24 protein-coding genes and 1 tRNA gene are annotated in these 26408 nt (G+C 63.0%); 9 read left to right on the forward strand and 16 right to left on the reverse strand.

What is annotated here, in order from left to right:
- Window positions 1-186 precede the first annotated feature (186 nt).
- The 4 genes from IVB31_RS08275 to IVB31_RS08290 all read left to right on the forward strand — a co-directional run bounded on the left by IVB31_RS08275 (window position 187) and on the right by IVB31_RS08290 (window position 4314).
- The gene (locus IVB31_RS08275) at window positions 187-1353 is read left to right on the forward strand and encodes a CaiB/BaiF CoA-transferase family protein (RefSeq protein ID WP_247320664.1); all 1167 of its coding nucleotides are present in this window, start codon (window positions 187-189) and stop codon (window positions 1351-1353) included.
- 2 nt (window positions 1354-1355) lie between these two features.
- On the forward strand, window positions 1356-2279 hold the full coding sequence (locus IVB31_RS08280) for a CoA ester lyase (RefSeq protein ID WP_247320666.1): 924 nt from the start codon (window positions 1356-1358) through the stop codon (window positions 2277-2279).
- A 6-nt stretch (window positions 2280-2285) separates the two neighbouring features.
- On the forward strand, window positions 2286-3230 hold the full coding sequence (locus IVB31_RS08285; protein WP_247320668.1) for an AEC family transporter: 945 nt from the start codon (window positions 2286-2288) through the stop codon (window positions 3228-3230).
- A 130-nt stretch (window positions 3231-3360) separates the two neighbouring features.
- Window positions 3361-4314 carry an SHOCT domain-containing protein gene (locus IVB31_RS08290; RefSeq protein WP_247320670.1) on the forward strand — a complete coding sequence of 318 codons (954 nt, stop codon included), beginning with the start codon at window positions 3361-3363 and terminating at the stop codon, window positions 4312-4314.
- Window positions 4315-4391: 77 nt separating this feature from the next.
- On the opposite strand, the gene tenA is transcribed toward IVB31_RS08290, so the two are convergent.
- On the reverse strand, window positions 4392-5090 hold the full coding sequence (gene tenA, locus IVB31_RS08295; RefSeq protein WP_247320672.1) for a thiaminase II: 699 nt from the start codon (window positions 5088-5090) through the stop codon (window positions 4392-4394).
- Between the two features lie 177 nt (window positions 5091-5267).
- Between tenA and IVB31_RS33525 the strand changes: the two genes are divergently transcribed.
- The 3 genes from IVB31_RS33525 (at window position 5268) to IVB31_RS08305 (ending at window position 6158) form a co-directional block, all read left to right on the forward strand.
- Entirely contained in the window at window positions 5268-5396 is a 129-nt protein-coding gene (locus IVB31_RS33525) for a hypothetical protein (RefSeq protein WP_256464298.1), read from the forward strand.
- A 62-nt stretch (window positions 5397-5458) separates the two neighbouring features.
- Complete coding sequence (locus IVB31_RS08300) at window positions 5459-5710, forward strand: hypothetical protein (protein WP_247320673.1); 252 nt, start codon at window positions 5459-5461, stop codon at window positions 5708-5710.
- A 25-nt stretch (window positions 5711-5735) separates the two neighbouring features.
- Window positions 5736-6158, forward strand: coding sequence for a hypothetical protein (locus IVB31_RS08305; RefSeq protein ID WP_247320675.1), 423 nt, complete (start codon window positions 5736-5738; stop codon window positions 6156-6158).
- Window positions 6159-6336: 178 nt separating this feature from the next.
- Here the strand turns inward: IVB31_RS08305 and IVB31_RS08310 are convergent, their stop codons facing one another.
- The 4 genes from IVB31_RS08310 to IVB31_RS08325 form a co-directional block, all read right to left on the reverse strand.
- Window positions 6337-7683, reverse strand: a complete 1347-nt coding sequence (locus tag IVB31_RS08310; protein ID WP_247320677.1) for a hypothetical protein — start codon at window positions 7681-7683, stop codon at window positions 6337-6339.
- Window positions 7684-7870: 187 nt separating this feature from the next.
- On the reverse strand, window positions 7871-8728 hold the full coding sequence (locus tag IVB31_RS08315; RefSeq protein ID WP_247320679.1) for a hypothetical protein: 858 nt from the start codon (window positions 8726-8728) through the stop codon (window positions 7871-7873).
- 157 nt (window positions 8729-8885) lie between these two features.
- A tRNA-His gene (locus tag IVB31_RS08320) sits at window positions 8886-8962 on the reverse strand.
- A gap of 311 nt (window positions 8963-9273) precedes the next feature.
- Window positions 9274-9705: a phasin gene (locus tag IVB31_RS08325; protein WP_247320681.1), complete on the reverse strand. Its 432-nt coding sequence runs from the start codon at window positions 9703-9705 to the stop codon at window positions 9274-9276.
- Between the two features lie 495 nt (window positions 9706-10200).
- On the opposite strand from IVB31_RS08325, the gene IVB31_RS08330 reads away from it, so the two are divergent.
- Entirely contained in the window at window positions 10201-13623 is a 3423-nt protein-coding gene (locus tag IVB31_RS08330) for a PAS domain-containing protein (protein ID WP_247320683.1), read from the forward strand.
- Window positions 13624-13853: 230 nt separating this feature from the next.
- On the forward strand, window positions 13854-15005 hold the full coding sequence (locus IVB31_RS08335) for an AI-2E family transporter (protein ID WP_247320685.1): 1152 nt from the start codon (window positions 13854-13856) through the stop codon (window positions 15003-15005).
- 102 nt (window positions 15006-15107) lie between these two features.
- On the opposite strand, the gene IVB31_RS08340 is transcribed toward IVB31_RS08335, so the two are convergent.
- From IVB31_RS08340 to IVB31_RS08390, 11 genes are all read right to left on the reverse strand, one after another.
- Complete coding sequence (locus tag IVB31_RS08340; RefSeq protein ID WP_247320687.1) at window positions 15108-16280, reverse strand: acetyl-CoA C-acyltransferase; 1173 nt, start codon at window positions 16278-16280, stop codon at window positions 15108-15110.
- Window positions 16281-16454: 174 nt separating this feature from the next.
- Window positions 16455-18044 (reverse strand): phosphoglycerate dehydrogenase, encoded by a 1590-nt coding sequence (serA, locus tag IVB31_RS08345; RefSeq protein ID WP_247320689.1) that lies wholly within the window; start codon window positions 18042-18044, stop codon window positions 16455-16457.
- A 112-nt stretch (window positions 18045-18156) separates the two neighbouring features.
- On the reverse strand, window positions 18157-19329 hold the full coding sequence (locus IVB31_RS08350; protein WP_247320690.1) for a phosphoserine transaminase: 1173 nt from the start codon (window positions 19327-19329) through the stop codon (window positions 18157-18159).
- A gap of 79 nt (window positions 19330-19408) precedes the next feature.
- Window positions 19409-19600: a hypothetical protein gene (locus tag IVB31_RS08355; protein ID WP_247320691.1), complete on the reverse strand. Its 192-nt coding sequence runs from the start codon at window positions 19598-19600 to the stop codon at window positions 19409-19411.
- A 171-nt stretch (window positions 19601-19771) separates the two neighbouring features.
- Window positions 19772-20236 carry a GNAT family N-acetyltransferase gene (locus IVB31_RS08360; RefSeq protein WP_247320692.1) on the reverse strand — a complete coding sequence of 155 codons (465 nt, stop codon included), beginning with the start codon at window positions 20234-20236 and terminating at the stop codon, window positions 19772-19774.
- A gap of 30 nt (window positions 20237-20266) precedes the next feature.
- Window positions 20267-20857, reverse strand: a complete 591-nt coding sequence (locus IVB31_RS08365) for a glutathione S-transferase family protein (RefSeq protein ID WP_247320693.1) — start codon at window positions 20855-20857, stop codon at window positions 20267-20269.
- A 75-nt stretch (window positions 20858-20932) separates the two neighbouring features.
- A complete protein-coding gene (locus IVB31_RS08370) occupies window positions 20933-21820 on the reverse strand; it encodes an outer membrane beta-barrel protein (protein WP_247320694.1) in 888 nt (295 codons plus the stop codon).
- Window positions 21821-21987: 167 nt separating this feature from the next.
- Window positions 21988-22824, reverse strand: coding sequence for an outer membrane beta-barrel protein (locus tag IVB31_RS08375; protein WP_247320695.1), 837 nt, complete (start codon window positions 22822-22824; stop codon window positions 21988-21990).
- A gap of 226 nt (window positions 22825-23050) precedes the next feature.
- Complete coding sequence (locus tag IVB31_RS08380) at window positions 23051-24301, reverse strand: MFS transporter (protein ID WP_247320696.1); 1251 nt, start codon at window positions 24299-24301, stop codon at window positions 23051-23053.
- A 261-nt stretch (window positions 24302-24562) separates the two neighbouring features.
- Window positions 24563-25906, reverse strand: a complete 1344-nt coding sequence (glmM, locus tag IVB31_RS08385) for a phosphoglucosamine mutase (protein ID WP_247320697.1) — start codon at window positions 25904-25906, stop codon at window positions 24563-24565.
- A gap of 221 nt (window positions 25907-26127) precedes the next feature.
- Window positions 26128-26295, reverse strand: a complete 168-nt coding sequence (locus IVB31_RS08390) for a hypothetical protein (RefSeq protein WP_247320698.1) — start codon at window positions 26293-26295, stop codon at window positions 26128-26130.
- Window positions 26296-26408: the final 113 nt, after the last annotated feature.

A 26408-nucleotide genomic window follows, 5' to 3' on the forward strand; every position in this document is an offset into this window, starting at 1 on the left:
CCCATGCACAGTAGCCAAGTCCATGTGCCGATTGAACTTTGCGGATCGCAATTTGCGGATTTTACGAAATCGATTTGACTCGTCGGGCAAAACAGGGGCATCATGCCATCATCACAGAACGTGCGTGGGGTGGTCGGCTTGTCTCCTGCGCTGGTCGAAAGCGTGAGCGGGAGCGGAGACGATTGCATGGAGCGAAATGAGGCGGACCTGCCGCTGTCGGGCGTGACCGTGGTCTCGCTCGAGCAGGCGATTGCGGCTCCTCTGGCCAGCCGGCATCTTGCGGATTGGGGCGCGCGCGTCATCAAGATCGAGCGGCCGGGCGATGGCGATTTCTGCCGCGACTACGATCACGTCATGAACGGGATGTCGAGCCAGTTCGTCTGGACCAACAGGTCGAAGGAGAGCCTCGCCATCGACATCAAGAGCCCTGATGGCCAGAAGGTGCTCGAAGCCCTGCTGCCGCAGGCCGACGTCTTCATCCAGAACCTGGCGCCCGGCGCGGCGGAACGACTGGGCCTCGATGCCGCTTCGCTGCTGCGGAAGTTTCCCCGGATCATTGCCTGCGACGTTTCGGGCTATGGTGCGGGCGGACCGTACAGCAGCAAGAAGGCTTACGATCTCCTGGTGCAGTGCGAGGCCGGTGTCCTCGCCATCAACGGGACCGAGGCGGAGCCCGCCAAGGTCGGACTTTCCGTGGTCGATATCGCCACCGGCATGTACATCCTCAACGGCGTCCTGATGGCGCTGTATCGTCGCGAGCGGACCGGCATTGGCACCGCCTTCCAGGCCTCGCTGTTCGATTCCATCACGGACTGGATGAGCTATCCCGCCTTCTACACGCAGAGTACCGGCCGGCCCCTGCCGCGCACCGGGGCAAGGCACGCAACGATAGCGCCATATGGCCCTTTCCGCGTCGGAGACGGCAACACGATCTTCTTCGGCATCCAGAACGACCGGGAATGGCGATCGCTGTGCGCGATCGTGCTTGACGACGCGGCCTTTGCCGCTCACCCCCGCTTCCGCACCAATCCGCTGCGCATGCAGAACAGGGACGATTTGCAGGTCCATATCGAGCAGCGTTTTGCTGCGATGACCAGTGACGAGGTGCTGCGGCTGCTCGACGAGGCCTCGATCGCCAACGCGCATCTGAATTCGGTCGAGGCTTTCCTGGAGCACGAGCAACTCCGCGCCCGCTCACGGGTGCAAACGGTGGGCTCTCCGTGCGGTCCGGTGATGAGCTTCCTGCCGGCCCTCACCATTCCAGGGCTGTCGCCCCGGATGGATCCGGTGCCTGACGTCGGGCAGCACAACCAATCCATCCTCAGCGAACTCGGTCTCGCAAAGGAGACATGACGATGGCCCCTCAGCGGCCGACGCGGGTCTACCTGGCCGTTCCCGCGCATCGCACCCGTCTCGTCGCCAAGGCCGCTGCCTCGGCCGCGGATGCGGTGTTCATGGACCTCGAGGACGCGGTGCCGCCGTCCGAGAAGGGTGCGGCGCTGGAGGAAGCTGCGCGGGCGCTGTCCTCGCTGGATTGGGGCAGCAAGGTCATCGCGGTCAGGATCAACGCCGTCGACAGCCCCTTCATCGCGCATGAAATCCGCAAGCTCGCTGCGCTGCCCAGACTGGATTCTGTAATCGTGCCGAAGGCGGAGCGTACGAGCGACATCGCCGCCATCGCCGATCAGCTGCGCGCAGCAGCGCCGGATCGCGCCTCGCCTGTGGCGCTCGAGCTGCTGATCGAGACCGCGCTGGGTCTCGTCAATGTCGACGCGCTCGCGGCCTCGCATCAAAGCGTCGCCGCGCTTCATCTCGGCGTCGGCGATTTCGCCGCCTCGATCGGCGCCCGCTCCTCGGAAATCGGCGCGTCCCCGGAAGGCTACCGCCACGTCGGCTCCGCCCAGAGCGGCTATGCCTCCGCCCCGCTCGATCTGTTCGCCTATCCAATGATGCGCCTGCTGGTCGCCGCGCGCGCGTTCGGCCTGCGCGCCATCGACGGTCCGTGCGGCGCGTTCCGGGATGCCAGACTGACTGAGAGCAGCGCGCTCAAGGCCGCGGCGATGGGTTTTGACGGCAAACAGGTGATCCATCCCGACCAGATCGAACCGACGCTGCGGGCGTTCGTCCCGTCCGACACTGAGCTCGCGCACGCGCGGCGGGTTGTCGAGGCCATGGAGCAGGCCGAGGCCCAGGGCCAGGGCGCGGTGACCCTCGACGGCAAGATGATCGACTATGCCAATGTGCGGATGGCGCGCCGGATCATCGAGATGGGGTCGTAGCCGCGCATGGCCACAATGTTGATCGTCGCGCCGGTGTTTGCGCTGATCGCGGCCGGCTATGCCGCGGTGCTGTTTCGCTTCGTCACCGAGAGCGCACACAAGGGCATCTCCGAATTCGCCTTCAGCATCGCGATCCCCGCTTTGCTGTTCCGCACCATCGTCGTGTCGGAATTCCCCGACGTCAGCCCCTACAGGATGTGGGGCGCCTATTACGGCGCGCTGGCCATGATCTGGATCGCGGCGCTGGTGCTGTCGGCGTGCTTGCGCGAACGGCGCGAGGACCGCGAGGACGGCGTCGTGTTCGCGATCGGCTCGGTCTACGGCAACATCGTTATGCTCGGCATTCCGCTGACGCTCTCGGCGCTGGGCAACGAGGCCGCCGGACCGATGGCGCTGATCCTGTCGGTGAACACGCCGCTGCTCTGGCTCTGCGGCATCCTGCAAATGGAATGGGTTAGCCGCAAGCAGACCGGCTCGGCCCTGTCGGTGATCCGGCCCGTGCTCACAGATCTCGCGCGCAATCCGCTGATGCTGGGAATCGGCTTCGGCGTCGTCTGGCGTTTTACGGGGCTCGGCCTCAATCCCGTCGTCGACAGGACGATCGAGCTGCTGGCGCAGGCGGGATCGCCGGCGGCGCTGATCGCGCTCGGCATCAATCTGTTCCGGTTCGAGGTCAAGGGCGAGAAGCTCGGCATCGCCGTCATGTCCGCGCTCAAGCTGCTGGCGATGCCGGCCGCGGCCTACGTGCTGGCAAAGCTGTTGGACCTGCCGCCGGTCGCGGCCGGCGTGGTCGTGCTGTTCGCGGCGATGCCGACCGGCGCCAACGCCTATATTTTCGCGGTTCAGTACCAGCGGTTGGTGAACCCGGTGTCGGGCGCGGTGGCGCTGGGGACGCTGCTGGCGGCGGTGACGTTGCCGGTGGTGGTGATGATCGTGGCGGGGGTGAGGTAGTCTGGCAGCGGCGGTGCCGCGTAATCAGGCAATCCGAGCGGCTATGTTCCTATCGTCGGTGCCGAGGGTGTGATAGGTCCTGCAACTCGCCCAGTTCGGCGACGAACGCGCGTCCAGGTAAGGGTAGATCATGCAGCAGTTGACGGACGAAGGTCGGCGGATCGTCGATGATGTGGCGCGTCGGCACGGATTTTCGAGTGACGCCGTGCTGTGCATGCTGCTGGCGGTTTCGGCCGGATACGGCAACCAGGCCCAGTTCAATCATCCGGAATTCGGCGGCATGGGCCAATGGTCGATGGGCGGGATGATCATGATCGGCGACATGTTCAACAACTACCTGAAGGGCCGCGTCGATTCACTGTGCCAGGAATTGTCGAGCCTGATCCAGGGACAACCGCTGTTCCAGATGCCCGCCCAGAGCCAGAGCCAATCCCAAGGCGGTGGCGGCGGCTGGCAGGGCCAGGCCGGAGGCAGCCACCAGCAGCAGAGCAACGGCTACGGCAACACCGGCTACGGCGGCAGCGGCTCGAGCCTTTTCGTGCCCGCAGCGTCGAGCAATTGGTGGCCCGCTGATCTCGGCATGGCTGGTTCGACGGGCGGTCAAAACAATCTGCGCTATGCCTACTTTCCCGCGGCGCGGCGGCTGGCCGTCGACATCAATGGTCAGGTGTCGGTCTACGATACGGGCCAGCACCAGATCGGCGGTTTTTCGCAACAGCAAAGCGGCGATCAGTCGATCACCTTCACCAGTCAGTTCGGGCTGGTGCGCGTGGCCGACCTGCCGCGGGTCAGCCCTGTGAATACGGGTGCCGCCCCGCAGCAGGCCGCCCCGCAGCAGACCTATGCCAGCCAACCCGATCCTTTGATGCAGGCAGCGCCTTGGGTACAGCCCGCTCCGAGCGCGCCGACGCCAGCGCCGCCCCCGCCCATGGCGAGCTCGCCGCCGAACCAGTTCGGCGCGCCGCAGGCTCAGCACGACGAGATCGTTTTGCTGATCGAAAAGCTCGCGGACCTGCACAAGAAGTGCATCCTGACGGATAGCGAATACGAGTCGAAGAAGGCCGAATTGCTCAGCCGGCTCTAAGGTCGTTTGCGCCGAACGTAGAGTCTCGTGCACCGTCGTAATCCGGGACACGGACCAGGGCGATGACCTCCGGGTTATCAGCCCGATGATTGCCGAAAGGGCTGTTCAACACGTTGGCCCTCGCGCCAGGCCATCTCCCAGAAGTCGGCCTCGAGTCGGGTGGCTTCCTTGAAGATCGCAATCAGCTCTGCCTCGCGGGCCGGCGTGGCGTAGAGATCGGCGAGATGCTCCATGTGGGCCCGCGCCTTGGCAGCGACCTCCTGGTACGGCGCGCCGGCGTACTCGGCGATCCAGACGCGGTAGGCGTTCGTCGCAGCGTCCGCGAGGGGGAGCGAGGCGAGCCGCGTCGCGATCTCCGCGTACCCGATCACGCAGGGGGCAAGCGCCACCTTGAGGGCCAGCAAATCGCCGCGCATTCCCGCGTCGAGCACGTAGCGCGTATAGGCCAGCATCTCGGCCGCCGGAGGGGCCTGTTCAAGGTCGGTCGGGGACAGACCCCAATCGGCACAGAGCTTCACATGCAGATTCATCTCGACATCGAGGATGGCCGAAAGGCCGGCCGCGGCTTCACGCATGTCGGCAAGCCTGGGCGACTTGTAGACCGCGAGCGCGTAGGCGCGCGCAAACTCGATGAGGAACAAATAGTCCTGAACGAGGTAGTGACGAAACGCCGCTTCGGGGAGCGAGCCGTCTGCCAATCCGTTCGTGAAGGGATGCTCGGTATAGGCCCGCCACTCAGCGGACGCTTCTGTCTTTAGACGCTCGAAGAAACTCACGATCTTTTTCGCCTGGCTTGCTTTTCCATGACCGTCTTTGGCTCGCTACCGATAGCGCATTGCGGACCGGGGAGCTACGATGACCGCGGACAAAATTGGCTTTGAGCAGCGTTGCGGATGGGACATTCCCCGCGTCGGGAGTTTTGTGCACTGCCCCCGTAATCTGAGGACGACGATTTGCGCGAGGTGCCGCTGTTCGAAAAGCAAGACCCGCATCAAGAATATGCTGGCGCGCCGCCCGGAAGGATCTTCGTGGCGCCGTTCGAGAAGGGCGAGATCGCTCCCGCGGCGGACGCGCTGAGCTGACACCGCTGGTGCTCGCCTCAGGCGTGCACTACAATGCTCTCTCAACAAACAGGAGGGAGCCGATGCCCAAGAATGATTATAACGATCCGGAACTGACATTTCCGAGACTGCAAGTGCAGATGTACACGGTCGACGGCACAACACAGCTGGTCGATATCTGGCTTTGGAAGAAGCCGGGGACCGAGCGCCTTCAGATCGCGAAAGGGCAGCGCGGTGGGACGGTCGAAGAAGCCCATCAACTGATCGAAGAGTTTAAGATCAAATACGCCGCTGAGTGCGATCCCGACGATATCGACGCTAGTCTGTCGACTTAGACGTGGCGGACTGAAGGAGAGTTCGATGTCTATCAAGCATGCCGCACTTGAGACCGTTTACAGCGTCCTCGAAAGTCCAATGGCCGAAGATCATCGCCAGATCAGGTCGGGGAGCTTCATGGCGAATGCGGCCAATAGGGACGTCGCTCAAAAGATCGTTGCCGCGCTTCTGAAATCCGACGTTCTGCGCGACGAGACGGGTGAATTTCCGAGCGCGCTCCGATCGACCCCGCTAAAAGCAAAAACAATTGATCTCAACGGCCCCGGACCGGCTGAAGTCCCTGAAGTCGCCTACCGGCGCGGATATCAGCAAGGGGCGCTCGACGCCGTGGCGGCAGTGCAAGTCCATCCCATCACGAAGGTGCTTGATTGGGTCAATGTAGCCCTTGCGAAATGGCGCTTTCACGACGTCACTCACGATCGGGGCCATCGACCTCCACGCCTCTGATGCTCGGGCCGCGGATAGCACCGAAATTCTTTTTCGGATTATTCGCTAGGGCGTTATGGTGACGGTCCAGTACTGCCACCGTAACTCGGCGCTCTTCGAAACGCGTCGGGTCAAGGATGCAGTTCAGCATGTCGAAGAAATTTCGTGCACTGTCACCGCAGGCGGGCTCCGCAACCAATCAGGCTTCCGCCTCTTCCTCATACTCTCCGATTACCGTGTCGTTGAGGTGCGCCAAGTGCTCAATGTTGCGGATCGCGCTCACGCTTTCATAGGAGATGAAGGTGCAGCTTTTCGAAAGCGGTCGCCTGTCCAATAGCGAAAACACTGGCCTCAACATTTCGCGAAATACCTTGTCTCTCCGCTCATCGGGCGCAACTATATGGAGACGAATATCCATATTCGGTTGGAGCGCCAACAAATCCGCCATTCGAAGAAGGCCGGAATAAATCGCAGTCGTATGCTCGACCTCGAATGCGCGAACGATCGACCTTCCTCTCAGCCAGATCACATCGATTTGCTCAATTGTATCAAGGGTTGTCTTCTCGTAATTTAACGGGAGAACTTCTAGAAGGCCAACTTGATCGACCTTGGATACCAAATCGCACACACGCCCCTTATCATTTCGGGGCAGCCACACCTTGAACCCCATACGCACGCCAATTTCGGCAAGCTTTGCTTGAACGTGGAAGGAAGGTCGCAATTCATTCGGATCAGCCTTGGATACGTCGACCTCGTCCTCTTCGTCATCATCGCTTGGAACCACCACGGTAACTTCACCGTCCACCGTCTTTATCTTTTGATCCTCCGACCATCTGGGCTTCAGCACAGGGTCATAAAAATCAATCGTTTCGCCTGGACGTTGCTGCTGAAGATCATCTCTCAGTTTCTTGAGAGCCTTATCCAGATCAGTATCGGACCACGACTTAATTATCTTCGATGTTGCTACACCGAAAGCATCCAATATTTTTCGGCGGTCACGATTGGACGAGATGCGTTCGACTACATCAGGAAAAGCAAAGAATCGTAGCATGTGTCGAAACTGACGATTCCCTTTGCGAGGGACGCGGCCCATCCAAACCACAAAGGTGTCGTAGTTTCCAAAGATCTCACGTCGCTCTTCGACACTCCGGCGCTTCAGATCGTCCGTTAGGCAGATCAAAAACTCGAGTTCATCCGGCCGATAATTGTTGAATCCTGGTCCACCTGACCCAATCCCGGTGAGTACAAGATCGCTCAACAATGGTTGAGGATCTGGCAACCCCTCCCCTGTGAGAGCCCACACTGCTCGAACTTGCTGCCGTTTGGTTGCGGCTTTCATATTGGACGGAAATAGTAATAGCGCCCATAGCATTTCTGACATCAGTCGCTGCGCGTCGGCTGACGAAGCAGCCATCTGTCCTTTAAGCTTAGCTGAGAATCCTTCATTCCCGAAGTCCGGATTTCCTATGAAAGCTTTTGAAACCTCATCGACATTAGCCGAGGTCCATAGCTCCGAAGAAAGAAAGAGCGAACCATCCTCGATCAAGCACCGCTTAATCCAAGTGCTGGCTGCAAGTAGGACGGGGCCTATGTCTCGGTTATGAATCTCTCGCGCCATATCACCTCCAACAACGTATCCTGCTAACGCTAGCAACTGAAGCACGCTCGAAAGATCGAAGGCGAGTTTCTGGCACTGTCATCGTAATTGCCAAGGACAGAATGAACAGCCTCTGCTAGGTCATCGACGCTGACGAGATATATAGCTTGTGCAATTCACCGTTTTTGAGCGTGGGCTTTGCGGTCACGTGGAGCGTTTGCCCTTCGTTGAGGGCACGTGTGTAGATGTTGTTCGGCTGATCGAGTGCCGCGTCTGAGATTTTACCTAAGACGACCTTATCGCGGCCGCGCAGCTTCACACGACACGCGCCGTTGTTCTTGAACACCCCTACAAGCTCGACGTCGTACTCGACATCGTCGCCCAACTCCAAACCTTCGTGCGAGCGCAGGACCTCCGCAACCGGCTCATCTACCACCAGCGGATCATCTTTCCCTATGGCCATGGTTCGCACCGTTCTGCCGATAGGATCCGGCAGTTCTCGCAGCGGGCGGCGGTTTTCGCGGACGAGTTCGGTAACAAGACCTTGGAGCCACGCCTTATCGCCCATGTGCCCTTCGTGCATTGAGTGGGCTAAGGAGCTGAGTTGCGCTGATTGCTTTTCAATAACTTCGAGCGCCTTGTTTACTTCCGATGGCTTCTTGATGACCGAATTTATCATCGCCTTCGTCATCTCCAGGACGAACACGCTTCCTAACTTCAAAATGAAAGGGCTGAACATTGGCATGCCCGACATCAGGACAGCCACAAGCTCCTGCAAAAGTCCGTTTTCGCGGCTTGGACCGACACAGTAGCGGACTTGATATTTACGAGGGTCGTGCGTCACATGCTCGAAGAGCAGTTCATGGCAGACGCTATTGGCGATCTTGCTCGCCCCGATAATCGACCGACCAAACTGATGGGCATCGACTAAATGCTGATCGGCGACGAGACCTCGATACGCAATCGGGAAAGGCTCAAACAAAATTGCGGCCACGAATCCCCCTGTCGGCGAGAGGGATGTAGTCTACAACCCCAAATAGGGACTCCGGGACGACTAGAAGACCTTTTCCACCCTTCTTATCGCGAGCCGACACGCGCAAGGTAATCAGAAAGAGCAGATGTGGAGGCCAACCCGCTGAGCCTTTGAAAGCTGGTACAGTTGGGTGGGCTCGAACCACCGACCTCCTGTTCCACAGACAGGCGCTCTAACCAACTGAGCTACAACTGCATCCTTGCGAGCCGCCTCTGGGGGCGCCCTTGATAGGGCCGTGACCTAAGGGGGCTGGACGGGGCGGAAACTAGGTGCAACCGCCGTTTTTGGCAAGGCCGCAAACGGACGAAAAACCGGGGTAAATCACCCTCAGCGCAATGAAATCGGGCTTGATGGCGACCGTAGCGAGGTTGCGCTCCCCTCGCCCGCGTGATGGCGACACTCTCGTTGAGGAAAGAGCCCTCTCCCGGCCTCTCCCGCAAGCGGGAGAGGTGAAGAAAAACCCGGGCTTTCGGCCCGGGTTTCTTAATTCAGACGTCCCAACCAGATCAGGCGGCGGGGTAGAGCTTCGCGGCAGAGGCCTTGATCGGCTCGGCGGCGGCAGCGGCAGCCCGCTGGGCGATCTCGGCGAGCTCCCTGGCCTGAGCCTGGAAGGTCTCGAGCTGGGTCTTGGAATGGCCGGTCCACAGCGCGAACGCATCGGACGGCGACTTCACGCTGAACAGCTCTTGGGTGAAGTCGAGATGGGCCTTGGTGTTGGCCTTCGCGAACTCCATCAGCTTGGCGGTGTATTCGCTCGCGCCCTTGTGGGCGGAGGTGAACACGGCCTCGATGGTGCCGTTGTGGGTTTCGGCCGCGTCCTTGAACTTGGCGTAGCCCTCGCGCGCCTGCGAAACGCCCTTTTCGGCGAACGCACGCATCTGCTCGGGAACCTCGAACGGAATGATCGAGGCAGAAAACGGATCAGTCGCACCTGTCATGGTTGGTCCCTCACACTAATGAAAAAACGGAGTGAGCCTTCTGGCGCGCCCGCCGGCCCCGAGTTCGGGCCTTCACATTCAGCGGGTACGAAGACTGGAAACGCGAAACGAAATGAGATGGCTCGCCCAGCGCCGGTCTTATCGCTGCCTAACATGTCAACATTGTGCACCGCAATGCGCCAAGGGGTGCGTTGCGATAATTTAATCCCGGTCAGGATGAGGTTCCAGGTCGGGGGAACCGGTGGTTGAGGCAGTTGGGTTGGCGGCGTGAGCGCGCCTCGTCCTTCAAGGCGACCCGCCCTCGAATCCTGCGGATGCCGGGCGGGGGCGGCTTGCGGGGTCAGGCATATTAAGGTTATCGCGGCTTTCGGCCGACCCTCGCGGGCCGGGCCGTGGACCTGCCCGCGCCCGCGCGCGATACTAACCCTTTCTTAAGGCTGCCATTCCCCGGCAGCCTTGCCCTGATACGTGACAGCGAGACTTGAAGCCGGTCGGATGACGAGTTCGGATTTCCAGTTGCGAGGCGTGGGCGATCCCCGGCTGGCCGTGCACGCGACCTCCCCGCTGCCCGCCTGGCTGTGGTCGATCGACGGCACGCGCGTGCTCTGGGCCAATCCGGTCGGCGCAAAACTGTTCGGCGCGGCAAATAGCGCGGCGCTGGCGGAGAGGATTTTCGGCCCGGCGGACAGCCATCGCCGGCAAGTTATCAGGCTCGCGCGGCAGTTGCCGGCGAATGGCGCCATGCGGCTCGAACGGCTGCGCGGTTTTGGCGCCCGCCTCGGCACGCTGATGACCTGCGCCTGTGCGCGGCTCGACTTTGCCGATGGAAGCCATGCGGTGCTCGTCACCGCGATGGACCCGAGCTTACGCACCATGCCGCTGGTCGAGCGGCTGCTTCGTCTCGTCGATGGCGCCAAGGTGCCGATGGCGGCGTTCGCGCCCGACGGCCTGTTCGTCGGCGCCAGCGAGGCCGCGCGCCCCCTGCTCGGCTTCCGCGATCTTACCGAGGCCGGCCTCGAACAGGCGCGCAGCGATGCGCTCGCCCAGGGCCGCGCCGAGACGCCGATCGGCATCGGCCAGATGGTGCTGCAACGGGTCGGCAGCGGGGCCGATGTCGGTCTGGTCGCGCTGATCGAGCCTGCCGTGCAGCAGGCTGCGCCCGCAGAATCTGCGCCTGAGCGCACACCGGACGCAGCAGCTGAAGCGCCGGTTGCAACCGTGCAGCAAGACGCCGAGATGCCGGGCGCGCCGCCGCCTTCGCACGAGGCGCCGGATGGTATCGCGTTGTTCGACGCTTTCGCCGAGCCGGTCGAAGCGCCTGCTACGGCCGAGACGATCGCGCCCGCGCCGCCCCAAGGCGAGGCGGCGTCGGAGATCGTCACGATCCAGGAAGCGGTCCAAGAAGCGGTCCAAGAAGCGACCGCCGAAGCGGTCGAAGCTGCGGACGAAACTCCGGTTGAAAACTCCTCCGAAGCCATTGTGTCGCCGCCGCCCGCGCCGATCATGATCGGCATGGTCGAGCCGCCGTCGGGCCACCAGGAGCCGCCCGCACCGCGTCAGCATCCGCTGCGCTTTCTCTGGCAGATGGATGCCGAGGGCCGCTTTGTGCTCGGCTCTGACGAGTTCATCCGCCTGATCGGCCCGCATACGGCCGCCGGCTTCGGCCGGCCCTGGCAAGAGATCGCCGACGAATTTGCGCTCGATCCTGAAAGCCGCGTCGCGCAGGCGCTTGAAAGCCACGACACCTGGGCCGGGATCACCGTGAACTGGCCGGTCGACGGCGGCGAACCTCTCGCGGTCGAGCTTGCAGGGCTGCCGGTCTATGACCCGGAACGCAATTTCGCGGGCTTCAGGGGTTTTGGCGTCTGCCGCGATCTCGACGGCCTCAACCGGATCGAGGCGCTCAGGCGTTTCGAACAGCTGGTCGAAGCGCCGGCGCCGCAAAGCCTGTCCGCCGACATCGTCGAGCCAGATCCCGAGCCGGAGCCGGAGCCCGTGGCAGAGGCACCGCCTCCGCCGATCGAGCCGCCCGAGCCTGAAGCCGAACTGCCCGAACCCGTCATCGAAGCGAATTCACACCCAACCGATCCGGAAACGCCCGTGGAAACGCCCCCCAACGTCCTGCCGTTCCGCGCGCCCGGCGATGTCAGATCACTCGGTGATCAGAGATCGCCGACGCTGACGCCGGTCGAGAACAGCGCGTTCAACGAACTCGCCCGGCAATTGTCGGAACGCCTCGAACGCGAGCGCGAGACGATCGCGGCCGAGCCGCCGGACGCCGAGATCACGCCCGAACCACCCGCGCCCGAGCCTCCGCACGCACCGGCGCAATGGCTGACCGAGCCCGCGCCGCCCGCGCACGGCCACAGCACACGCGACCGCGCGCTGCTCGACCTGCTGCCGACGGGCATTCTGATCTATCGGCTCGACCGCCTGCTCTACGCCAACCCCGCCTTCCTCGCGCGCATGGGCTATGCCGACCTGACCGCACTGGAGAACGCCGGCGGGCTCGACGCGCTCTATGTCGAGCCGGGCGTGTCGCAGGCCTCCAGCACGTCGCAGGCAGGCACGCCCGTCACGATCAGCGCGACGCTCGCCAATGGCGAAGCACCGCTTCCGACCACCGAGGCACGTCTGCACACCATCGACTGGGACGGCGAGAGCGCGCATGCGCTGATCTGCGCGCTGCCACAGGCTGTGACCGCCGTGGCCGCGCCGGCCGCCAGCGCGCCCGCCATCGCGGAGCCCGTTGTCGCCGAGACCATCGTCCCGGAGTCGTTCCCCTACGCGCTCGAGCCCGAGGCCGGCGACGCGGACGCGGAAGATCTCGCCGCGATCCTCGACACCACGGCCGAAGGCATCGTCATGTTCGACGCCGAAGGCAACATCCACGCCTGCAACCGCAGCGCCGAAGCGCTGTTCGGCTATGACGGCGAAGCGCTGATGCAGCAAAATCTGGTGACGCTGTTCGCACCCGAGAGCCAGCAGATCGTCACCGACTATCTCGAAAGCATCAAGAGCCAGGACATCGCGAGCCTGCTCGATCACGGCCGCGAGGTGCTGGGGCGCGAGAAGAAGGGCGGCGTCATTCCGCTCGCGATGATCATGGGCCGCACCAGGCCCGACGGCCCGAACTTCTTCGCCGTGTTCCGCGACCTCTCGCAGAGCAAGCAGGGCGAGAGCGAGCTGACGCAGGCGCGACGCCTGGTCGACGGCGCGGCCAATGCCAAGGCCGACATGCTGGCGCGGATCAGCCACGAGATCCGCACGCCGCTCAACGCCATCATCGGCTTCTCCGAGGTGATGATCTCCGAACGCTTCGGCACGCTCGGCAACGAGCGCTACGGCGAATACATGAAGGACATCCGCGCGTCCGGCGAGCGCGTCATCGCCATCATCGACGATCTGCTCGAGCTGTCGCGGATCGAGACCGGGAAGCTCGACCTCCACTTCGCCAACCTCAACCTCAACGATCTCGTCGAAGCCTGCGTGGTCGTGATGCAGCCGCAGGCCAATCGCGAGCGCATCATCATCCGCACCTCACTCGGCCATGCGCTGCCGCAAGTGAGCGTGGACGCGCGCGCGATGCGGCAGATCACCGTGAATCTGATCTCGAACTCGATCCGGCTGGCCAGCGCCGGCGGCCAGGTCATCGTCTCGACCGCGCTCTCCGACCGCGGCGAGGTGTGCTTGCGCATCCGCGACACCGGCCACGGCCTCACCGAGCGCGAAGTCGCCGCGGCGATGGAGCCGTTCCGGACGCCACCGCCCGGCGATGCCGAGGACAATTCGGCACTGAGCCTGTCGCTGACCAAGGCCCTGGTCGAAGCCAACCGCGCCCGGTTCAACATCAAGCGCGCGGCGAATTCGGGAACGCTGATCGAGGTGGTGTTCGCGCCGGTGCTGGCGGGGGCTTAGCACAACCAAGACGCCTTTTTCCGGACCGAGCTTGCGCGCCGTACGGCCCGGCGATCGCGGCCCGGCGTCGCGTGCTGAGCGGCGGGTCTGCTCCCGCCAGAGCCGCCATGACATTGCAACGCGTTCCCGACCGGAACCGGATGCTTCTTTGCGGCTTAAAGCCCAGCCACATCTTGTGTTCTTGCTGATCGATTGCAAAGCCGCAGCCCTCGCACTTCGCGTGATTTCAAATGACCGACCGACTGAAATCCGGGGCATCGAAGAAGCCTCCGCTCAAGAAGATTGACGGGGGCAACGCCGCCGAGCAAAAGCCGCTGCCCACGGGCGCGGCGGCTCGCATGAACGCCCGGGTCGTGCTTGCCCTCGCGCTCCTCGCGCTTGCGTTGTGGACGGCGGCCGGCTTTCTACCCGCGCTGATTTGGGCCGCCATTCTCGCAACCAGCCTGTGGCCGGCCTATATCAAGTTTGCGACGCGCATCACGTCGAGCCCGTCAAGCCCGGCTGCGCTCGTCTTCACTCTCGTCGTCGCACTGATCCTGTTTACGCCGATGTCACTTGCGATCTATCAGATCGCGCAGCAAGGCGACTTGCTCGTCGGCTGGTTGAAGCGGGCTGGAGAGAGCGGGATCGACGTGCCCGATTGGCTTGCCCGCCTGCCGATCGCAGCGGAGAGCCTGCAGCAATGGTGGCGCAGCAACCTTTCCGATCCAAAGGCCGCCACTGAATGGCTGAAAAGCATCAATGCGGACAATGCATCGGATCTCTTCCGAACCTTCGGCGGACAGTTGCTCCACCGCCTGTTTCTGCTGTTCTTCTCACTCGTCGCCTTGTTCGTCCTGCTGCGCAATGGTCGTTCGATCGCGGGCCGCGTGCTGGAGACTTGCGATCGACTTTTTGGCGAGGCGGGAGAGGGTCTCGCAGAGAAAATGGTTGATGCCGTGCGTGGCACCGTGAACGGTACCGTGCTGGTCGCTGCCGGCGAAGGGCTTTTGATCGGCGTCGGCTATCTCGTCGCGGGCGTACCGCAGGCCATCGTGTTCACGATCCTGACGACGGCGTTCGCGATGCTTCCGTTCGGCGCCTGGCTGGCCTTCACCACAGCGGCGCTGGTCCTGGTCTCAGGCGGAGGCAGCGGCCTCGCCGCCGCGGGCGTATTCATCTGGGGTGCGATCGTCATGTTCGCCGGCGATCATTTCGTATGGCCGACCCTGGTAGGTGACTCCGCGCGACTGCCGTTTCTGTTCGCATTCATCGGAATCTTCGGCGGCCTTGCCGCCTTCGGCCTGCTTGGCTTGTTTTTAGGCCCGGTGATCATGTCGGCGTTGCTGGTGGTCTGGCGCGAGTGGATATTCCGGCCTGTCACCCACGGGAAGGCAGGTTGAATCACCGCGTCGTCGTTGCGGGCCTACATCACCGAGCACGGGCCGAATAAAAAAGGCACGGCGCTTGCGGCGCCGTGCCTTTCGCATTCGTGTCAGGCTATCTCAGCTATAGATCTCGAACAGCCCCGCGCCGCCCTGGCCGCCGCCGATGCACATGGTGACCACGCCCCACTTGGCCTTGCGGCGCGCGCCTTCCTGGAGGAGGTGGCCGGTGAGACGGGCGCCGGTCATGCCGAAGGGGTGGCCGATCGCGATCGAGCCACCATTGACGTTGTACTTCTCGGGATCGATGCCGAGCTTGTCGCGCGAATAGAGGCACTGGCTGGCGAAGGCCTCGTTGAGCTCCCACAGATCGATGTCGTCGATCTTCAGGCCGGTGCGCTTCAACAGCTTCGGGATCGCGAAGACGGGACCGATGCCCATCTCGTCGGGCTCGCAGCCGGCCGTCGCCCAGGCGACGAAGCGGCCGAGCGGCTTGAGGCCGCGCTTCTCGGCGTCCTTGGCCTCCATCAGCACCACGGCGGCGGCACCGTCCGAGAGCTGGCTGGCATTGCCGGCGGTGACGAACTTGCCGGGCCCCTTCACCGGCTCGAGCTTGGCGAGGCCTTCCAGCGTGGTCTCGGGGCGGTTGCACTCGTCGCGGTCGACGACGTAATCGACGATCGATTCCGCCTTGGTCTGCTTGTCGACGACCTTCATCTTCGTCTTCATCGGGACGATCTCGTCCTTGTACTTGCCCGCCTGCTGGGAGGCGGCCATTCGGCGCTGCGATTCCAGCGAGAACTCGTCCTGGTATTCGCGGCTGAGCTTGTAGCGCTCGGCGACGATGTCGGCGGTGTCGATCATCGCCATGAAGATATCGGGTGCGACCTTGAGCAGCTCCGGATCGATCGTCTCCTTCGGTGTCCCGCCGCCCGGCATCGAGATGCTCTCGACGCCGCCGGCGACGATGCAATCGGCGCCGTCCGAGCGGATCGAGTTGGCGGCCATCGCGATGGTCTGCAGGCCCGAAGAGCAGAAGCGGTTCACCGAGACGCCTGCGGTGGTCGTCGGCAGGCCGGCGAGCAGCGCCGCCTGGCGGCCGATGTTCGGCGCGCCATGGGCGCAATTGCCGAGATAGCAGTCCTCGACGTAATCCTTCTCGACGCCGGCGCGGTCGACCGCATGGTGGATGGCGTGGGCCGCGAGGGACATCGGCGGCGTGATGTTGAATCCGCCGCGGCCGGATTTTGCGAGGCCCGTGCGTGCATAGGAAACGATGACGGCTTCACGCATTGTCTTCTCCCTTTTCGAACGATTTTTGAATGGGGCGTCTCTCGAGGCCTTCTCGGCGCCATTGGTACACAAAGTTTGCGCAGCGCGGGAGAAATAAAGCGCGGCGCCGCAGCAACAAAAAAGCCGCCCTCGCGAGAGGGCGGCGTTTGTTCCGCGGGTCGGACTATGTCGGTGTCAGAAGGTCAGCGCCTTGACCTGCTTGACCTGCGGCAGGGCCTGCACCTTGGCGAGCAGATCGGCCGGCACCGCGCCGTCGACCTCGATCAGCGCGATGGCATCGGAGCCCGGCGCGACGCGGCCGAGATGGAAGGTCGCGATATTGATCTTGGCATCCCCCAAGAGGCTCGCGAACCTGCCGATGAAGCCCGGCTTGTCCTCGTTGGTGACATAGATCATCGACTTGCCAAATTCGGCGTCGACGCGAATGCCCTTGATGTCGACGAGGCGCGGCTTGCCGTCGGCATAGACCGTGCCCGAGACCGACCGCTCCTGCCGCTCGGTGGTGACGGTGACGGTGATCAGGCTTTCATAATCGCTCTGCGCGGCGCGCACGATCTCGTCCACCACCATGCCGCGCTCCTTGGCGACGACGGGCGCGGACACGACGTTGACTTCGCCCAGCATCGGCCGCAGCAGGCCCGACAGCACGGCGGAGGTGATCGCCTTGATCTTCATCTCGGCGACGTGGCCCTCATAGGTGATCTCGACCTTGAGGATGCCGGACTCGGTGAGCTGGCCGGCGAACGAGCCGAGCTTCTCGGCGAGCGTGATGAACGGCTTCAGCTTCGGCGCCTCTTCCGCGGTGATCGAGGGGAAGTTGACGGCATTCGAAATCGCGCCGGTGAGCAGATAGTCCGACATCTGCTCGGCGACCTGGAGGGCGACGTTCTCCTGCGCTTCGGTGGTGGACGCGCCGAGATGCGGCGTGCAGATCACGTTGGGATGGCCGAACAGCACGTTCGCGGTGGCGGGCTCCTCGACGAAGACGTCGAAGGCGGCGCCCGCGATGTGCTTGGAATTCAAGGCGTCGACCACGGCCTGCTCGTCGACGAGGCCGCCGCGGGCGCAGTTGATCAGGCGCACGCCCTTCTTCATCCTGGCGATCGCGGCCGCGTCGATGATGTTCTTCGTCTTCTCGGTCAGCGGGGTATGCAGCGTGATGAAATCGGCGCGCTTGAGCAGATCGTCGAGCTCGACCTTCTCGACGCCGATGTCCCTGGCTCGCTCCGGCGACAGGAACGGATCGAACGCGATCACTTTCATGCGCAGGCCGAGCGCGCGGTCGGCGACGATCGAGCCGATGTTGCCGCAGCCGACGACGCCGAGCACCTTGCCGGTGATCTCGACGCCCATGAATCGGTTCTTCTCCCACTTGCCGGCCTGGGTAGAAGCGTCCGCCTGCGGAATCTCGCGGGCCAGCGCCAGCATCAAGGTGATGGCGTGCTCGGCAGTCGTGATCGAATTGCCGAACGGCGTGTTCATCACGATGATGCCCTTGGCCGTTGCCGCGGGAATCTCGACATTGTCGACGCCGATGCCAGCGCGGCCGATCACCTTGAGGTTGGTGGCCTTCTCGAGGATCTTGGCGGTGGCCTTGGTCGCGGAGCGGATCGCGAGGCCGTCGTAATTGCCGATGATCTCGGCGAGCTTGTCCTTGTCCTTGCCGAGATTGGGCTGGAAGTCGACCTCGACGCCGCGGTCCTTGAAGATCTGCACGGCGGCGGGAGAGAGCGCGTCGGAAATGAGAACTTTGGGTTTGGTCATGGGAATATGTCCTCTGCCTTCCTCAAAGGAAGGGCCTTAGACCGATGGGGTGAATGTCTCGGAACACTTCTCCCTCTCCCCGTCCTGACGGGGAGAGGCTAAGAAAGAAAGTTCACGCCGCCTTGGCGAGCGCCGCCTTGGTCTCGGCAAAAGCCCAGTCAATCCACTGGGTCAGGATCTCGACGTCCCTGGCCTCGACGGTGGCGCCGCACCAGATCCGCAGGCCGGCCGGCGCATCGCGGTAATAGGCGAAGTCGTAGCCCGCGCCTTCCTTCTCGACCAGCGCGACCAGCTTCTTCGAGAACTCCGCCTGCGCGTCTTCGGACAGCGAGGTGAGCGCGGGATCGGTGAACTTCAGGCACACCGAGGTGTTGGAGCGGATCGCGGCGTCCTTGGCCAGGAAGTCGATCCACGGCGTCTTCGCCTTCCAGTCGGCGAGCACCTTGGTGTTGGCGTCGGCGCGCGCGATCAGCGCCTTGAGGCCACCGATCGACTTGGCCCAGTTCAGCGCGTCGAGATAGTCCTCGACGCAGAGCATCGACGGCGTGTTGATGGTCTCGCCGACGAAGATGCCTTCGTTGATCTTGCCGCCCTTGGTCATGCGGAAGATCTTCGGCAGCGGCCAGGCCGGCTTGTAGCTCTCGAGCCGTTCGACGGCACGCGGCGAGAGGATCAGCATGCCGTGCGCGGCTTCGCCGCCGAGCGCCTTCTGCCAGGAGAAGGTGACGACGTCGAGTTTTGCGAAATCGAGCGGCTGCGCGAAGGCGGCAGAGGTCGCGTCGCAGATCGTGAGACCTTCGCGATCCGCCTTGATCCAGTCGGCGTTCGGCACCCGCACGCCGGAGGTGGTGCCGTTCCAGGTGAAGATGACATCGCTCTTGGGATCGACCTTCGAGAGGTCGGGAAGTTCACCATAGGCCGCATTGAGCTTGGTGACGTCCTTGAGCTTCAATTCCTTGACGATGTCGCTGACCCAGCCCTCGCCGAAGGATTCCCAGGCGATCGTGGTGACGGGCTTTGCCCCGAGCAGCGACCACAGCGCCATCTCGACCGCGCCGGTATCGGAGGCCGGCACGATGCCGATGCGATAATCCGCGGGGACTTCAAGCACTTCGCGCGTCAGATCGATCGCGAGCTTGAGCTTGGTCTTGCCGACCTTCGCGCGATGCGAACGGCCGAGCGCTGCGTCCTTGAGATTTTGTGCGTTCCATCCGGGGCGCTTGGCGCAGGGACCGGAGGAGAAATGCGGCACGTTGGGCCGCGAAGCGGGCTTCGCTACAGTCATGATCTACCCTTCCAGATAGTAAGCCTCCCGTTGGGGGGAGGTGTCCCGCCGCGGCTGATACGGGAATCGGGAAGACCAGTCAAGGAAGTTCCGGGGCCTCACGCGCGAGTGATGGCGCCTCCGGCACGATCCTGGGGGACTCGACGGTGGCGAGCGCGTTCAGCAAGTCAGTGGCTTCACTGATCAATTGCGCGGCTCTGCGGCGGCTGCCGACTTTCAAAATGCATTTGTCATTGGCCTGCACGACGTAGTCGTTGCCGACCTTGATCATCGAATAGCTTGTCATCGAAATCCCCGAACCGACCGAGCCCGGTTTTGACGCTGCGTAGCACCATTCGTTCCTCGATCTACGTGAACGACGGACGGGTGGTTTACCAGCTCTTAAGATGAACGAATGCGCGATCCGATTTCGCTGATCGCGCAACGCTCGCGGCGCACTGCCTCAAAAGCGGACAGTCATGCCGACGTGACTCGATGTGAATCCGAGACGCTTGTAGAAGCGCTGCGCATCGGCTCTGCTCGCATGCGTCAGTAGTTCGACCAGATTGCAACCGCGCGCTTTTGCTTCACCCACCGCCCATTGCACCAATTGCTCGCCGATGCCGCGGCTGCGGCAGTCGGAAGCGACGCGGACGTCTTCGAGCAGACCGCGCACGCCGCCTTGCGAGCTCAGTCCAGGCAGGATCGCGAGCTGCAGGCAACCGACCACCCTGCCCCCGCTCTCGGCAACCACGAGCGTGAGATTTTGATCGCGCTCGACCCGCGCAAACGCAGCGTCATAGGACGCGGGCAACGGATCTTCCACGCGCTCGCGTGCGCTGCCGAGATGATCGTCGGCGAGCATGGCCACGATCGCGGGGACGTCCTCGCGTCGCGCGGCACGGATGGAGACCGATTTATCGTTCATACGGGAAACTCCTGGACCCAGCGCCAAGACTCAGCGCGCCGACGGCAGGCCGAGATAGGTCTCTACCTCGGCGATCCAGCGGCGGATGGCCGCGTGGCGGCTGAGATCGAAGCCACCTTCATGCGCAACGCGGGTATAGGCGAGCAGCGACACGTCAGCGAGCGAAACCTCATCGCCGGCTAAGAAATGGCTCGCGGCCAGATACTGCTCCATGCGGTCGAGCGCCGCATAGCCGCGCTTGACCTTTTCAGGATCGAGCTGGGAAGCATCCTTGCCGAGATAGACAAGCTGGAAGCGGCACACCGCGATATAGGGCTCGTGGCTGTATTGTTCCCAGAACAGCCATTCGTCCATCTTGGCGGCAATGAAGGCATCGCGCGGAATGAGCGCATTGTCGCGGGCGAGATAGCGGATGATGGCATTGGACTGCGCCAGCGTGCGGCCGTCGTCGAAGGCGACGGTGGGCACCTGGCCGGCGCCGTTCATCGCGAGGAATTGCGGCGTGCGGGTCTCGCCCTTGCGGGTGTCGATCTCGATCCACCGATAGGGCAATGCGAGCTTGTCGCAGACCCACTTCACCTTCAGACAATTGCCGGAATTGGTATCGCCGTAGATCCGCATCGCTGCCCTCCGCGCGTCCGGCGACAGAGCATCAGGACGGAAGGTAGCTGTCAACCGCGGCAGGTCGAGGTCGACTCAGAACTTGTAGCCAAGCCCAAGGCGCGCGTTGTTCAGTGTCACCGAGGTGTTCATGACGGGCGAGAATTTCACATATTCGTATTCCACGCGCGCGAACAACCCCTGCCACAGGCAATATTCCAGCCCGAGGCCGGCGACCACACCGACCACGAAGTTGTTGGTTCTATGCTGGGTCTGCGTCTGGGACTGCGCCGGAACGGGGTTCGTCGCGCCGATCGTGGTGTTCGTATTGCCGAAGATGTCCGTCGTCGTAATATCCTGGCGCAGGGTCACGGTGCTCGTCACTGTGCGCGAGACATCCATTCGGCCGACGGCAGCCCCCGCGAAGGCATAGGGCATGAAATCGCCGCCGTCCCAACCGACGCGACCGCGGAGCGAGATCATGTCCTTGACCTTCGCCGCGGCGGTGCCGGTCAGCGTCACGCCATAATTGTCGGTGACGCCTGGAGGCGGCGTGTCGCCGGGGGGATTGACGATCAACAGCGAGTTGGAGCCGCTCGTCTGCGTGGAGAGATTGTTGAAGGAGCTGTAGGTGCCCTCGAGACCGAGAATGGCATCGTACCATTGCCAGTTGCGACCGATGAAACCGCCGAAATTGGTGCTCTGCGTGGTGGTCTTCTTCATGAGCGACCACGTCGAGGTCGGCTGCTGAAGCACGCTGTCGCGAAAGATGAAATTGGTCAGGCCGACGACGCTCTGGGTAAAGTCGGTCGTATTGGCGGTGTAGCCGGCGTTACCGCCGACATAAAAGCCATCCCAGTTGTGGCTGGTCTTGGACAGGCCGTCGGTAAAGCCGCCGCGCAGGATTGGCAGATCCGGCATGTCGGCCGCGTGCGCGGCAGACACCGTCCCCAACATCGCCGCCGCCAACAAAAGCCTACGCATCGAACGCTCCATCGAACTCGAATTTTCGCTCGTGATCATGGCTCGTTAACCTTAACCAATGGTTGCGCCGGAGGCTTTCATCGCTGCAAGCCATGAAAAATACGCAAAGCAAAACGGCGCGGGATGATCCCGCGCCGTTAAGGGAGTTTAACCGATGAGGCTGAGGATCAGCCCTTGGTGACGAGCGGCGGCATATAGGCCGGCGGGCTGTTGAGATCCCAGCGTACGCCGAGCTTGACGTCGTGCGAGGTGAGCTCCCTGATCTTGATCGTGGACGGACCCGAGATGGTATTGTCGAACGCGCGATAGTTGCCGGGAGCGGCATCGCCAAGGTTCATGTAGCTGTAAGCCAGTTCGACAGTGAAGCCGGGGTTGACCTTGTAAGCGAGGCCGGCATGGGCCGCCCAGGCAAGATTCCACTTTCCGTTATCGCCGAAGTAGGTGACGCTATTGGTCAAACCGTCGACCGGATTGATGCGAGTACCGTTGTCGCGGAAACCGCTCAGCTTATTGTAGGATCCGCCGACGCCGGCGCCGATAAACGGAGTGATGCACCACCATGTGCCGAGGTCGACGTAGGCGTTGGCCATGACGACCCATTCGGACTTGCTACCGCTGTAGTTGTTCGCCCCGAAATCGGTTGCCGAATAAAAGACGTTGTTCGCTCCGTGCAGGTTGGCCTTGCCCCGGTATTGGCCGATAACGTCCGTCCGGAACCAGTTGTTGAATCGATAGCCGACACCGAGGTCGAACAGCGGCGAGGAGTCGAAGCCCAATCCCTCGGTCGTGGTCGGGTACGCCTGGGCGGTCGAACTCTCGATGCGCTTGGCGCTCTGGTTGGTCATGCCGACGTCGCCGCGCAGATACCAGCCGCCAAAGTCGGCGGGCGGGGCCGGCGGCGCGTACATCGGAGGGGGCGCCGCGATCGGCATATCGGCGGCGAACGCCATCGACGAGATCAGGGATGCCGCACCCGCGGCAAGGAGAGACTTAACGCTACGCATTGGCTTCGTCCTTTTGGCCGGTGAGGCAGTTACGGCGCCTCACGTTCTGGAAACTCACGGCCCGGACGATGGCAGCAAATGTTTAAGCGCCACTTAACCCTAATTTTTAAGGTTGATTTTTTCTGACTACACACGCGGATGCGGCGCAAGCGTTGCAAAAATGCGGCACCCCGGCGCCCCAATTGCTAACGATTGATGAAGCCGCAATGCAGCGAAAGAAGATTTGTTAACGCACGTGGCGCGGCAGCTTGGGCAGGAACACCGCAAGCAGGCCGATCGCCGGAAGATAGGCGCAGACCTGGTAGACGAACGCGATCGAAGTGTGGTCGGCGAGCTTGCCGAGCACGGCAGCGCCCAGGCCGCCGATACCGAAGGCGACGCCGAAGAACACGCCCGAAATCATGCCGAAGCGATGTGGCACCAGCTCCTGCGCGAACACGATGATCGACGACGTCGTCGAAGAGATGATCAGGCCGATGACCACCGAGAGCACCGCGCTCGCAGTGAGCCCGGCATAGGGCAGCGCCAGCGTGAACGGCAGCGCGCCCAGGATCGAGATCCAGATCACGATCTTGCGGCCGAAGCGATCGCCCAGGGGACCGCCGAGAAAAGCGCCGACCGCGTTCGCCGCGAGGAAAATGAAGAGATACATCTGCGCCGCCTGCGTCGACACGCCGAAGCGGTCGATCAGATAGAAGATGTAGTAGCTCGACAGGCTCGAGACATAGAGCTGCTTGGAGAACAGCAGCGCGACGAGCACGAGGAGGGCAACGACGACACGACGCGAGCTCGGCGCGTCGGGATGGGCCTCGATCGCGACGGTCTTCTTCGCCTTGATCTGCGGCTCGTACCAACGGCCGATGCGCCAGAGGATCAGGATCGCGAGGAAGGCGATCGAGGAAAACCAGGCGATGCTGCCCTGCCCGAACGGCACGACGATGAGCGCGGCCAATACCGGTCCCATCGAGGTGCCGAAACTGCCGCCGAGCTGGAACACCGATTGCGCAAAACCGTAGCGGCCGCCGGAGGCCAGCCGCGCGATGCGCGCGGATTCGGGGTGAAACACCGCCGAGCCGAGACCGACCAGCGCGGCGGCAACGAGGATGACGAGATATTGGTGCGCGGCGCTGAGCAGCAGGAGACCGAAGAAGGTCGACGCCATGCCGATCGACAGCGAATAGGGCTGCGCCTTCTTGTCGGTGTAGTGGCCGACCACCGGTTGGAGCAGCGAGGCCGTGAACTGGAAGGCCAGCGTGATCATGCCGATCTGCGCGAAGTCGAGCGCGTAAGTGTCCTTCAAGATCGGATACACGGAAGCAATCAGCGACTGCATGGTGTCGTTGAGGAAGTGCGAGAAGCTGATGCCGGCAAGCACGACATAGGCCGGCCCCGCGGCCTTGGCAGCGGCGGGCGCGACGTCGCTGACGACGACGGGCCCGGTCAGCGTTTCCTCTGAGACGACGACAGGCTTGTTCAATGGAGCATCCCGGCAGGCGCGGCGAACCGCCGCGTCCGCTAGTTACGATGCAAGGAACGGTGGAACCACCGCCAATCGTCGATGGCTGGGATGCGCGTCGCGCCGCAACCTGTGCGGCCTGCATGGTTCGAGACGCCCGCTTTGGGCGGGCTCCTCACCATGAGGGTTTAAGATTTCACGGTCTTGGATCTCGCGGCGAAACAAGACTCATCCTGAGGGCCCGCCAAAGGCGGGCGTCTCGAAGGATAGCCTGCGGGCGTCTCAGGCCGCGGCCTGCCCGAGCGCGGAGACGATGGTGTCGACGACGTCCTCGACCAGGATGCGGTCTTCGCCCTCGCCCATGACGCGGATCACGGGCTCGGTGCCGGAGGAGCGGATCAGCAGGCGGCCGTGGCCGTTGAGCCGCTTCTCGCCGTCGGAGATCGCCGACTTGACGTCGGAATCGTCGAGCGGCTTGCCGCCCTTGTGGCGGACGTTCTTGAGGATCTGCGGCAGCGGATCGAAGCGGTGGCAGACTTCCGACACCGGGCGGCGCGATTTCTGCACCACGGCGAGCACCTGCAACGCGGCAACGAAGCCGTCGCCGGTGGTGGCGTAGTCGGACAGGATGATATGGCCGGACTGCTCGCCGCCGAGATTGTAGCCGCCGTTGAGCATCTGCTCGAGCACGTAGCGATCACCGACCGGCGTGCGCACGAGATCGAGCCCATGGCCTTTGAGGAAGCGCTCGAGGCCGAGATTGGACATCACGGTGGCGACGATGCCCGCCCGCGACAGCCGTCCGTCTTCCTTCCAGCTCTGCGCGATCACCGCGAGCAGCTGATCGCCGTCGACGATGTGGCCGCGCTCGTCGACCAGGATGACGCGATCGGCGTCGCCGTCGAGCGCGATGCCGATGTCGGCGCGCATCTCGCGTACTTTCTTCGACAGGGCTTCGGGCGAGGTCGAGCCGCATTCCTTGTTGATGTTGAAGCCGTCGGGCTCGACGCCGATCGGAATGACGTCGGCGCCCAATTCCCACAACGCTTCCGGCACCACCTTGTAGGCGGCGCCGTTGGCGCAATCGACCACGACGCGCAGGCCGTCGAGCGAGAGATCGCGCGGCAGCGTACGCTTGGCGAATTCGATGTAGCGGTCGTGCACGCCGTCGATGCGGCGGGCGCGGCCGAGACTGGCGCTCTGCGCGAGGCGCTTGTCGAGAGATTCGTCGAGCAGCAGCTCGATCTGCTTCTCGACGTCGTCGGACAGCTTGAAGCCCTGCGGGCCGAACAGCTTGATGCCATTGTCCTCGAACAGATTGTGCGAGGCGGAGATCATCACGCCGAGATCGGCGCGCATCGACTTGGTCAGCATCGCAACCGCCGGCGTCGGCATCGGGCCGACCAGCAGCACGTCCATGCCGACCGAGGTGAAGCCCGCGACCATCGCGTATTCGATCATGTAGCCGGACAGGCGGGTGTCCTTGCCGATTACCACCCGGTGGCGGTGGTCACCGCGCTGAAACGCAAGGCCTGCGGCCTGGCCGACCTTGAGCGCGAGCTCCGGCGTGATCAGTCCGTTGGCGCGGCCCCGAATCCCGTCCGTCCCGAAATATTTGCGGCTCATATCGTCCCCCACGCAACAACCAGGGATCCCCGCTACAACCTCCGGGTGCCCCAACGGGCCCCGCATCCCTGATTTGCTAGGATCTTATAGAGCCATCGCGGCTAACTTGGCTTCAAAAAATATGATGAATCATTACGGAACCAGGCCGCCCCCCGGAGCCGATAACATCTTGTTAACGTTATATTTCCAGCGAAGGCGCCGGGACAGGGCGGAACCCGCCCTCAGCTGGTGCGCTTCACATGGCCGTCCCCGCGGCTCGGCGCCGGCTGGGTGACGTTGACGGGATCGGAGCCTGGAAAGGTCTCTTCGAGCCCTTCTTCCAGCGCCTCCTCGAGATCCTGCTTCTCCTTGATCTCCTCCGCCGAAGGTCCAGCGTGCGGCTTCGTCATGGCGCCCTCCTCTCCACAAAGGATTTTGCAAACGATTTGGCTGTGCATCCAACCATGCTAGATGACCCCTCGATCTTCCGATGCAAGACTTGTCTCGCAAGACTTGCGAGACA

This window comes from Bradyrhizobium sp. 21 (genome assembly GCF_023073335.1).
GTDB lineage: Bacteria > Pseudomonadota > Alphaproteobacteria > Rhizobiales > Xanthobacteraceae > Bradyrhizobium.

Coding starts and splice junctions, on each gene's coding strand:
- IVB31_RS08275 (WP_247320664.1), top strand. CDS start 187: ATGGAGCGAAATGAGGCGGACCTGCCGCTGTCGGGCGTGACCGTGGTC.
- IVB31_RS08280 (WP_247320666.1), top strand. CDS start 1,356: ATGGCCCCTCAGCGGCCGACGCGGGTCTACCTGGCCGTTCCCGCGCAT.
- IVB31_RS08285 (WP_247320668.1), top strand. CDS start 2,286: ATGGCCACAATGTTGATCGTCGCGCCGGTGTTTGCGCTGATCGCGGCC.
- IVB31_RS08290 (WP_247320670.1), top strand. CDS start 3,361: ATGCAGCAGTTGACGGACGAAGGTCGGCGGATCGTCGATGATGTGGCG.
- IVB31_RS08300 (WP_247320673.1), top strand. CDS start 5,459: ATGCCCAAGAATGATTATAACGATCCGGAACTGACATTTCCGAGACTG.
- IVB31_RS08305 (WP_247320675.1), top strand. CDS start 5,736: ATGTCTATCAAGCATGCCGCACTTGAGACCGTTTACAGCGTCCTCGAA.
- IVB31_RS08325 (WP_247320681.1), bottom strand. CDS start 9,705: ATGACAGGTGCGACTGATCCGTTTTCTGCCTCGATCATTCCGTTCGAG.
- IVB31_RS08330 (WP_247320683.1), top strand. CDS start 10,201: ATGACGAGTTCGGATTTCCAGTTGCGAGGCGTGGGCGATCCCCGGCTG.
- IVB31_RS08335 (WP_247320685.1), top strand. CDS start 13,854: ATGACCGACCGACTGAAATCCGGGGCATCGAAGAAGCCTCCGCTCAAG.
- IVB31_RS08340 (WP_247320687.1), bottom strand. CDS start 16,280: ATGCGTGAAGCCGTCATCGTTTCCTATGCACGCACGGGCCTCGCAAAA.
- serA (WP_247320689.1), bottom strand. CDS start 18,044: ATGACCAAACCCAAAGTTCTCATTTCCGACGCGCTCTCTCCCGCCGCC.
- IVB31_RS08350 (WP_247320690.1), bottom strand. CDS start 19,329: ATGACTGTAGCGAAGCCCGCTTCGCGGCCCAACGTGCCGCATTTCTCC.
- IVB31_RS08355 (WP_247320691.1), bottom strand. CDS start 19,600: ATGATCAAGGTCGGCAACGACTACGTCGTGCAGGCCAATGACAAATGC.
- IVB31_RS08360 (WP_247320692.1), bottom strand. CDS start 20,236: ATGAACGATAAATCGGTCTCCATCCGTGCCGCGCGACGCGAGGACGTC.
- IVB31_RS08365 (WP_247320693.1), bottom strand. CDS start 20,857: ATGCGGATCTACGGCGATACCAATTCCGGCAATTGTCTGAAGGTGAAG.
- IVB31_RS08370 (WP_247320694.1), bottom strand. CDS start 21,820: ATGCGTAGGCTTTTGTTGGCGGCGGCGATGTTGGGGACGGTGTCTGCC.
- IVB31_RS08375 (WP_247320695.1), bottom strand. CDS start 22,824: ATGCGTAGCGTTAAGTCTCTCCTTGCCGCGGGTGCGGCATCCCTGATC.
- glmM (WP_247320697.1), bottom strand. CDS start 25,906: ATGAGCCGCAAATATTTCGGGACGGACGGGATTCGGGGCCGCGCCAAC.
- IVB31_RS08390 (WP_247320698.1), bottom strand. CDS start 26,295: ATGACGAAGCCGCACGCTGGACCTTCGGCGGAGGAGATCAAGGAGAAG.